At 70.4% G+C, this 8,689-nt stretch carries 8 protein-coding genes; 5 read left to right on the plus strand and 3 right to left on the minus strand.

Annotation, left to right across the window (positions count from 1 at the left end; all coding sequences use genetic code 11):
* The 3 genes from ABZ281_RS25270 to ABZ281_RS25280 all read right to left on the minus strand — a co-directional run.
* Window positions 1-1,580: polysaccharide biosynthesis tyrosine autokinase (locus tag ABZ281_RS25270; protein WP_356658947.1), on the minus strand; the 1,580-nt coding region annotated here is incomplete at its 3' end.
* Between the two features lie 188 nt (window positions 1,581-1,768).
* Entirely contained in the window at window positions 1,769-3,682 is a 1,914-nt protein-coding gene (locus tag ABZ281_RS25275) for a DUF4012 domain-containing protein (RefSeq protein WP_356658949.1), read from the minus strand.
* A 111-nt stretch (window positions 3,683-3,793) separates the two neighbouring features.
* Window positions 3,794-4,453: a sugar transferase gene (locus tag ABZ281_RS25280; RefSeq protein ID WP_356658951.1), complete on the minus strand. Its 660-nt coding sequence runs from the start codon at window positions 4,451-4,453 to the stop codon at window positions 3,794-3,796.
* A 191-nt stretch (window positions 4,454-4,644) separates the two neighbouring features.
* Here ABZ281_RS25280 and ABZ281_RS25285 point away from each other — a divergent pair, with 191 nt between their 5' ends.
* From ABZ281_RS25285 to ABZ281_RS25305, 5 genes are all read left to right on the plus strand, one after another.
* A complete protein-coding gene (locus ABZ281_RS25285) occupies window positions 4,645-5,643 on the plus strand; it encodes a UDP-glucuronic acid decarboxylase family protein (protein WP_356658961.1) in 999 nt (332 codons plus the stop codon).
* Window positions 5,644-5,672: 29 nt separating this feature from the next.
* Window positions 5,673-6,587 carry a WecB/TagA/CpsF family glycosyltransferase gene (locus ABZ281_RS25290; RefSeq protein ID WP_356658953.1) on the plus strand — a complete coding sequence of 305 codons (915 nt, stop codon included), beginning with the start codon at window positions 5,673-5,675 and terminating at the stop codon, window positions 6,585-6,587.
* Window positions 6,584-7,396, plus strand: coding sequence for a methyltransferase domain-containing protein (locus ABZ281_RS25295; protein ID WP_356658955.1), 813 nt, complete (start codon window positions 6,584-6,586; stop codon window positions 7,394-7,396). Before ABZ281_RS25290 ends, ABZ281_RS25295 begins: the two co-directional genes overlap by 4 nt.
* Before the next feature lie 5 nt (window positions 7,397-7,401).
* Window positions 7,402-8,076 carry an FkbM family methyltransferase gene (locus ABZ281_RS25300; RefSeq protein ID WP_356658957.1) on the plus strand — a complete coding sequence of 225 codons (675 nt, stop codon included), beginning with the start codon at window positions 7,402-7,404 and terminating at the stop codon, window positions 8,074-8,076.
* A gap of 95 nt (window positions 8,077-8,171) precedes the next feature.
* A partial coding sequence (locus ABZ281_RS25305; RefSeq protein WP_356658959.1) for a glycosyltransferase family 4 protein occupies window positions 8,172-8,689 on the plus strand: 518 nt, incomplete at its 3' end.

Consider the following 8,689-nt stretch of genomic DNA (forward strand, 5'->3'; position numbering starts at 1 on the left):
CCTTGCGCTGCTCGATGCGCTCCCGCTCGGCCTGCTGGGCCCGCAGCTCGGCCTCCGCCTCGGACACCTGACCGGCGCCCGTACGAGGCCACCGGCGTGGTGTCCTTTCCCGTCGGTGCGGCCGGCGCGGGGAAGGCGCCGATCGTCGCCGGCCTGCCGCGGCGGCGCAGCCGTGGCCGGAGCATGAGCCGGGCCAGGAGCCGGAGCCGCTCCCGGCGTCCCGAGGTCTTGGGACGGTAGCCGTAGCCGTACTGCTCGCTGTCGCGCTTGGCGGGCACCATGTTGAGGACGCTGCCGAGCACAGTGGCACCGATGTCTTGCAGGGCGCGCACGGCGTCGGTGACCTGGCCCCGGGAGCTCTTCGCGTACCGGGCGGCCAGCAGGTAGCCGTCGACCGCCGAGGCCATCGCCGGTGTGTCCGCGACCGGGAGGACCGGCGCGGTGTCGATCACCACATGGTCGAACCTGCCGGCGAGCGAGCGCACCACGGTGCGGAACTGCTCCGAGCCAAGCATCTCCGCGGGGTTCGGCGGCAGCACCCCGCTGGCCAGCACCGAGAATGCGCCCGCCGACTGCATCACGTCCTCGGCGTCCGCCTGGCCGATCATCACGGTGGTCAGTCCGGCGTCCTGTACCAGGCCGAGAGCGGAGGCCACGCTGGGGCGCCGCAGGTCGGCGTCGACCAGGCAGACCGAGGAACCGAACTCGGCCAGGGAGGACGCCAGGTTGATCGAGATGCTCGTCTTCCCCTCGGCAGGCACCGCGCTGGTGACCGCGATGACCTTGGGCGGAGCGTCGATGTCGACGAACCGGAGGTTGGTGCGCAGCCGTCTGAAGTCCTCCGCCCGCCGGCCGAACGCGTCGTTGTCCGCCGCCACCGCGTGCCGGGAGGCACTCTGGTCGAGGACGATACTGCCGAGTACGGCCGGTCCGCCGGTGTCGGCGAGACACCGGGCGAGGTCGTTGCGGCTGCGCACCGAGGTGTCCAGCGACTCCCGCGCGACCGCCAGGCCGGTACCGAGCCCCAGGCCGGCCACGAGCCCGAGTGCGAGGTTGAGCACCAGGCTCGGGGAGGTCGGCGTCTTGGGCGTGGTGGCGTGCTCGGTGATGCTCAGCCGGACGGGCGAGAGCCGGGCGCCCTCCGGTCGTTCGATCTTGGCGATGACCTCGGCGAAGCGGTGGGCGACCGCGTTGCTGATCCGGGCCGCCCGGACCGGTTTGGTGTCGGTGACGGTGATCTTGAGAAGTACCGTTTCGAGAGGCACCTCTGTGGTGATCTTCCGGGCCAGCTGTGAGGGCGTCATGTCCAGGCGCAGAAACTCGGCAACCGGTTCGGTCACGTAAGGGCTGCTGACCACTTCCGCGTAGGAGCGGACGCGAGCCTGGGCGAAGCTGTTGCCCTGATTGAGCTTGACCGTGTCGTCCCAGTCCTGGAGCGACACGAAGAGGGTCGAGGTGGCCTGGTACTGCGGTGTGGTGGTGTGGGTGACGAACACGCCGACGGCTGTTCCCAGCAGGCCCAGCGCCGCGATGATGCGCCAGCGCCTGACCAGGAACCGAAGGTAGTCGGACAGATCCAAGGTATCCACCCCAGGTGTGCAAAACGGCGCCAACATTGGTATTCGAGAGCTTGGTGATCGTATCTGCGATACACGGTCAAAACGTGACATATATCGCCGAGTCGGCCGGAGCCGCCTTCGGCGTCGGCGAGGCGTGCGTTCTGGCCCTGGCGACCCGGAACCGGATCCCGTACCGCTGAGCAGGCGGATCAGCCGGTGCACGGACCGCCCGGCAGCGCTCTGGCCCGCAGGGGGTGCACCAGGGGCTGACGCAGTACGAAGGCAGGCCGGTCCGCGGGACGCTCCAACAAGTGGAGTACGAGGGTGCGTGCGGCGCCCGCGGGCAGCTCCACGTCGAGGGTGAAGACCGGGTGGCCCCGCTCGGTGCCGTGGCTGAGCTGAACGGAGCGCCCGTCCAGGGTGGCACCGTCCAGGGTGGCGCCGGCGCTGGCGTAATAGGACACCAGGAGGCGGTTGTCACCCGGCCGGGTGTCGTAGGGCGGGTCGTCCACTCGCTGGACGACGTACGGCGGCAGTCCCGAGACAGGAGCCCCGTTGGCAAGGCGCGCGGTCACGGTGACCTCGCGCCGGCCGTCGACGCACCGGCCCGGTGCCCAGGTGAGCCGACGGTCGAGGTAGTAGTCGAGCTTCGTGCCTGCCGCGTTGTTGACGACCAGTCCGGCCAGTGGAGCGGATCCTCCGGGCAGGGCTCCGCCGAACGACCGCGCCAGGAGCTCGCGCTGCTCCGCCGCGTGCCCACTCCACACCTTGATCCGCCCGTCTTCCAACTGCCGGTGCAGTGCCGAGAAGAGTGCGGTCCGGCGCGTGGGGTCCGTCGACGCGCCGAGCAGCCGGATGGCCACCGTGCGCGCCACATCGAGGAAGTACGCCTTGCGCCGCTTGAAGTCCGGGTGGAGCGCGTAGCTGGCGCGCTCGCTGAGATCCACGACGTTGTGGGCGGTGACGGCGCTCCCGTCGGGCAGCCGGGCAGGGCCGGAGGCGGTGAGGAGCCCGGAGACCGCACCGGGGTCCAGGCCGAAGGCGCCGTCCACCCGCTGGCCGCTGTGCCGCTGCCACGCCGCGGCCCAGATCCGCGCCGCGTACGGGAAGTGCGGGCTCATGTTGGAGTTGACCCAGGTCCGGGTCGGTTCGCTGGGGCCGTAGAGGCCGTTGAACTCCGCTCCCAGGTCGACGTCCGTGGAGGCCTCGGTCAGCTCGGTGTCGTTGCCGAAGTGCTCGAAGCTCAGCCGGCCCCGCTCCGCCCTGAGCACCGCGAAGGCTCCGGGCAGCCCACCCGTTCCACGAGCCTCGGCGGTGTTCTCGAACACCGCCAGATACCGTCGCGGCCCGTCGGCTCCGAGCATCGAGGGCATCAACCGGGCCGCCGCGGCGGCATCGTGGGCGAGAGGGGTGATCCGGTCGAGCTGCCGGGCGAATTCGGTGCGCGCCCGGTCGGTGGCCGGCAGCCAGGTGCCGTGCGGGAGGCCGTCGACGTCGGCACGCACCCTCGATGCGCTGCGCGAGGCCTGTTCGAGAAGGGGAGCCACACGGCGCAGCGCGGACAGGTTCAGGTGCCGGCCGTCGTCCGTCCCGGTGGAATCGAGTTCCGCGACGGTGCGCGCCAGGGGAGGGAGCACGTCGTGGGTCAGCCGGTCGGAGGCCTCCGCGATACCGCGCACGGTGCGGAGGGGGCCGCCGAGAACGGGCAGGTGCGCCGCCGGGAACCAGGCGGGGCCGGTGGTGAGCCGATGCGCCCGGGCGGTGTGGCCGGTGGCGTCGCGCACCGCGTTCTGCACTGTTGCGGACAGCGCCGCAGGCGGGCCGGCAGCGGCGGCCGGGGCCGCTGCCGGCTGTGCGAGGTGCCGCCGCAGCGTCTCCAGGCTTCCCTGGGCGGCCAGCAGCTCATTTCGGGCGAGTACTCCGGTGACGGCGATCCAGGCGGCACCGGCCAGGACCAGTCCGGCCGCGGCGTACAGCGGCACCCTGACGCGACGGTCGCGCAGCCGGCGGACGATGACGGCGGGCAGGACCCACTCCGTGCACCGGCGCGGATTCCATCGGGGCCGCTCCGCACCGGACGAGGGTTGCTGCCCCCGCGACGCGTCACGGCGAGTCTCGGACATCTGATGTCACTCCCTGGCTGATCTCGTTCGCTGGGGCCACGGGCTCTCCGCAACGCCCTGTGGGGCGCCGGGTGTGGAGGTGAACCCTCCGCGCGTCGCGCTGGAGCCGGCTCAGTAGGCGCCGTCACCGCGCAGCACGGCGGGGATGGTCCGGCAGAGGATCTCCAGGTCCAGCCTGATCGACCAGGTGTCGACGTACTCGAGATCCAGACGCAGGGCGTCCTCCCAGGCGAGGTCGGACCGTCCGCTCACCTGCCACAGTCCGGTGATCCCGGGGCGGACCAGCAGGCGGCGCCGGGCCTCCCCGGTGAACGCCGAGTCCACGACCGGGAGCGGACGGGGGCCGACCAGGGACATCTGCCCCCGCAGCACATTGACCAGCTGCGGCAGCTCGTCCAGGGAGTAACGTCGCAACCAGCGCCCGGCCCTGGTCACCCGCGGGTCCTCGCGGATCTTGAAGAGGTGCCCGTCGGCCTCGTTGGACTCCTCCATGGCGACGCGCAACCGCTCCGAACCGACGTGCATGGTCCTCAACTTCAGGACGTGGAAGTCTTTGCCCCGCCAGCCGGTGCGGCGCTGACGGAACAGCAGCGGGCCGGGACTGTCGAGCTTCACCGCGACGGCGGCGGCGATCAGCACCGGCGCCACGAACAGGAGCAGGACGGCGGCCCCCGCGCAGTCGATGAACCGCTTGGCGGCCCGCACTCCCCCGTGCGCGCGCCCCCAGGGAGCCGGCCGGTCAGGAGCCGTCTTCGCAGCGGATACCGGCATCGCTCATCCCTTCGTCTTCTGCGGCGGAACGGGTGAAAGGTGTCCTTGTTCAGGGGCATTTGGCCCGTAGAACATCTCAATCGGACTATTCCTGACTAAGAAATAGAAACACGACATTGATCCATGCTTCGGCAATGACACCGAAGCTCGCCCTCGCGACCAGCCTGGGCGGAGCGGCCGAGAGGACCTGCATGCGTGCGGTAGTGACGGGTGGGGCCGGGTTTCTCGGCTCCCATGTGTGTGAACGATTGCTTCAGGCGGACCACGAAGTCGTCTGCGTGGACAACTTCCTGACGTCAGGCCCCGAGAACATCGAGCACCTCACGGGCGACCGGCGCTTCCAGTTTCGTCACCGGGACATCACCCAGGGCCTGGACGAGCCGGGGCCGGTGGACGCCGTGCTTCACATGGCATCACCGGCGTCGCCCGCGGACTATCTGAAACTGCCCCTGGAGACGCTCCGGGTGGGCTCGGCCGGCACCTGGCACGCCCTGGATCTGGCCGCCGCCAAGGGCGCCCGCTTCCTGCTGGCCTCCACCTCCGAGTCGTACGGCGACCCGCTGGTCCATCCGCAGCCGGAGAGCTACTGGGGACATGTGAACCCGGTAGGCCCACGTTCGGTGTACGACGAGGCGAAGCGCTTCGGTGAGGCACTGACGATGGCGTACCGCAGGAGCCGCGGTGTGGACGCCAAGATCGTGCGCATCTTCAACACCTTCGGGCCGCGGATGCGCCCGGACGACGGGCGGGCGATCCCCACCTTCATCCGCCAGGCGCTGAGCGGAGAGCCGATCACGGTCACCGGCGACGGCAACCAGACCAGGTCCCTGTGCTACGTCGACGATGTGGTCGAAGGCCTGCTGCGCATGCTTGCCTGCGACCACTGCGGACCCGTCAACCTGGGCAATCCCCACGAGGTCTCCATGCTGGAGCTGGCGCAGTGGATCGGCAAGCTCACCCGGTCCCGCTCCGAGATCACGCTCATCCCCCGTCCCCAGGACGACCCCGGGCGGCGGCGTCCGGACATCGCCCTGGCCCGCGAGCTGCTGAACTGGGAACCCACGACTCCCGTGGAACGCGGCCTGTGCGACACCGTCACGTACTTCCGCCACCGTCTGTCCGTCGGGGAGTGCGCCGGGAGCGGCCCGCGGCCCGCCGGATCCACGCCGAGCTCCGCCGCCGCCTCATGAGTGCCCCTCCGAGCAGCGGGACGAGGCCGGTGACCGCTCCCGTGGTCGAATGCCTCGGCGTGCCCATCACCGCGCACACCCGCGACAGTGCGGCCCGCCATGTCGTGCACCTGGCCGGCCTGATGCGCGAGGCACGGCAGGGGCTCACCGACGAACCCGGCACATCCGGCAGCCGGCGCGGCAGTGACGTACACCTGTCCAACGCCTACACGCTCGCCCTTGCCGACCGGGACCCCGAGCTGCGCGACATCCTCCGCTCGGCCGCCCTGAACCTGCCCGACGGGCAGCCGGTCGTGTGGGCCAACCGACTTCTCCACCCCACCGCCGTGCTGCCGAGCACACGTGTGTACGGTCCCGACCTCCTCACGGACGTCTTCGCCCTGACTCAGCACACGGAAGTGAACCACTACCTTCTCGGTTCCACGCCCCAGGTGCTCGACGCACTCCAGCGGGAGCTGCGGCGGCGCTATCCCGGAGCGCGGATCGTGGGAACCTGCTCCCCGCCCTTCCGGCCCCTGCACGCCCACGAACGGCTCCGGCACGTGGAGCAGATCCGTTCCGCCGCGGCGGACATCGTCTGGGTCGGACTCGGCACGCCGAAGCAGGACCGCTGGGCCGCCGAACTGTGCGACGCCCTGCCCGTGGTGGCGGTGGCCGTGGGCGCGGCCTTCGACTTCGTCGCCGGCAACAAGCCACAGGCACCGCACTGGATGCGGCACAACGGGCTGGAATGGCTGTTCCGGTTCGGCTGTGAACCACGCCGTCTGTGGCGCCGGTACCTGTTCGGCAACGCGCGCTTCGTCCACGGGGTGGTGCGCCAGGCGTCCCGCCCGGTGCGAACGGGCAGCGGTGGGGTGGTCCGAGCATCCGATCACCTGAAATCGGGCCGGCTCGTCCGCCACCGCCGGGACATCCCGGCCCGGATCCCTGAGGGGCGGCCATGACGATCCCACCGGTCACACCCTCGATGGGAGAGTTGCAGGAGCGCGAGCACGGAGTCGGGCACGACTACGCGGCAGGCTCCCCCCACATTCGCCACCACACGATTCGCGACCGGCTGATCGCAGACCTGCACACGCTGGTCCAACAGGTCACCGACCGGAACGGTCAGTGCCGGGTGCTCGAACTGGGAGCCGGACACGGCACCTTCACCGATCACCTGGTGGCGGCGGGCGCGCAGGTCATGGTGACGGAGATGAGCGAGCCGAGCGTCCGTTTCCTCCGGAGCCGCTTCCAGCGCAATCCTCATGTCACCGTGATCCACGACGAGGACGGCACCGCGGCCTGCCAGGCCGGGCCGCTCGACGCCGTGGTGTGCGTCTCCGTGCTGCACCACATCCCGGACTACCTCGGCACCGTCAAGCAGCTCATCGAGAGCATCGTTCCCGGTGGCGCGTTCCTCAGCGCCCAGGACCCCCTGTGGTACCCCCGCCGGTCCAGGGTGTCGATGAGCCTGGACCGGAACGCGTACTTCCTCTGGCGCCTCGGTCAGGGCGAGCTCCGGCGCGGGCTCGCCACCCGCCTGCGCCGCGTACGCGGCGTCTACGACGACACCAATGAGGCCGACATGGTCGAGTACCACGTCGTCCGCGACGGCGTCGACGAGGACGCCTTGCGTGACCTGCTGGCCCCCCACTTCGCGACGGTGGAGGTCCGGCGTTACTGGTCCACCCAGTCGGGGTTGCTTCAGGCCGTCGGAGAGCGCCTCTTCCCGCCGACGACCTTCGGCCTCGTCGCCACGGAACGCGTGTGACGCGTATGGCGGCGAAACACCTCACCCGGCGGATCAAGCTGAAGACCGCGGAAGTCGCAGTGCCGTGGCTGACCCGTATCCGCCCGGTTCGCGGTCTGGAGCGGTTCGGCAGCGACTACGGAGGGTGGTGGGTCCCCACCGAACTGATCAGCGAGGATTCCGTCGTCTACGCGGCAGGCGCGGGCGAGGACGTCAGTTTCGACCTCGCCCTCCTACGGCGCTTCGGCTGTGAGGTCTGGGCCATGGACCCCACCCCCCGCTCGGTCGCGTTCGCCCGAGGAGTCACCGAACCGCGATGGCACTTCCTCCCCTTCGGGATGTGGAAGGAAGACTCGGTGCTGCATTTCCATCCACCCGCCGATCCCGCGCACGTGTCCCACTCCGCGACCGAGGTCCGCGGTCAGGGGCCCGGGTTCGACGCCCAATGCCACACATTGACCACCTTCATGAAGATGCTGGGACACCAGCGGGTCGACCTGCTGAAGATGGACATCGAAGGAGCCGAAGGACCAGTGCTGGACCGGATTCTCGCCGAGGGCACACTGCCACGAGTGCTCTGTATCGAATTCGACACCCCGCAAGGCCCCTGGTCCCTGCGCCGACGGCTCCGCCGGCTGGAGGACGCCGGTTACGTGGTGCGCCACGCGGAGGCCCGCAACTACACCCTCACTCACGGCTGATGGCTCCCGGTACGGCTTTGCCGCCGTCGTCCTTGCGTATCGCCGTGGTGCACAGCTTCTACAGTTCAGCCACTCCCAGCGGCGAGAACCAGACCGTGACCGATCAGCTGGCGGCCCTCGCCGGAGCGGGGCACGAGGCACATCTCGTGGCCGCGCACACCGACGAACTCGGCAGCTCCCCCTTCTACCCGTTACGTGCCGCCGTCACCGTGAGCAGCGGACGAGGCCGGTCCCCCCTGGCCGACCTGCGGAGGCTGCGCCCGGACGTGGTCCATGTGCACAACCTCTTCCCCAACTTCGGCAGCTCCTGGCTGCGGCGCTGGCACGGCCCCATCGTCGCCACGGTGCACAACTACCGGCCGTTGTGCGCCGCCGCCACGCTGTACCGGAACGGCGCGATGTGCACCCGGTGCCCCGACGGCGACCGCTGGGCCGGGCTGCGGAACGGCTGCTACCGCAACTCGTCCGTGGCCACCGCGCCACTGGCGTGGGCCGGGCGCCGCGGAGCCGCCGCCCATCCACTGCTGCGCCGCGCGGACCGTGTCGTGGTGCTGTCCGCGACCAGCCGCCGGATGTACATCCGAGCCGGGATCGAACCGGAGCGGCTGGACCT

It is taken from the genome of Streptomyces sp. NPDC006265 (assembly GCF_040613555.1).
GTDB lineage: Bacteria > Actinomycetota > Actinomycetes > Streptomycetales > Streptomycetaceae > Streptomyces.

What these genes read in the sequence shown, in the direction of transcription:
- ABZ281_RS25280 (WP_356658951.1), bottom strand. Translation starts at nt 4,453, where the DNA reads ATGCCGGTATCCGCTGCGAAGACGGCTCCTGACCGGCCGGCTCCCTGG.
- ABZ281_RS25275 (WP_356658949.1), bottom strand. Translation starts at nt 3,682, where the DNA reads ATGTCCGAGACTCGCCGTGACGCGTCGCGGGGGCAGCAACCCTCGTCC.
- ABZ281_RS25295 (WP_356658955.1), top strand. Translation starts at nt 6,584, where the DNA reads ATGACGATCCCACCGGTCACACCCTCGATGGGAGAGTTGCAGGAGCGC.
- ABZ281_RS25285 (WP_356658961.1), top strand. Translation starts at nt 4,645, where the DNA reads ATGCGTGCGGTAGTGACGGGTGGGGCCGGGTTTCTCGGCTCCCATGTG.
- ABZ281_RS25300 (WP_356658957.1), top strand. Translation starts at nt 7,402, where the DNA reads ATGGCGGCGAAACACCTCACCCGGCGGATCAAGCTGAAGACCGCGGAA.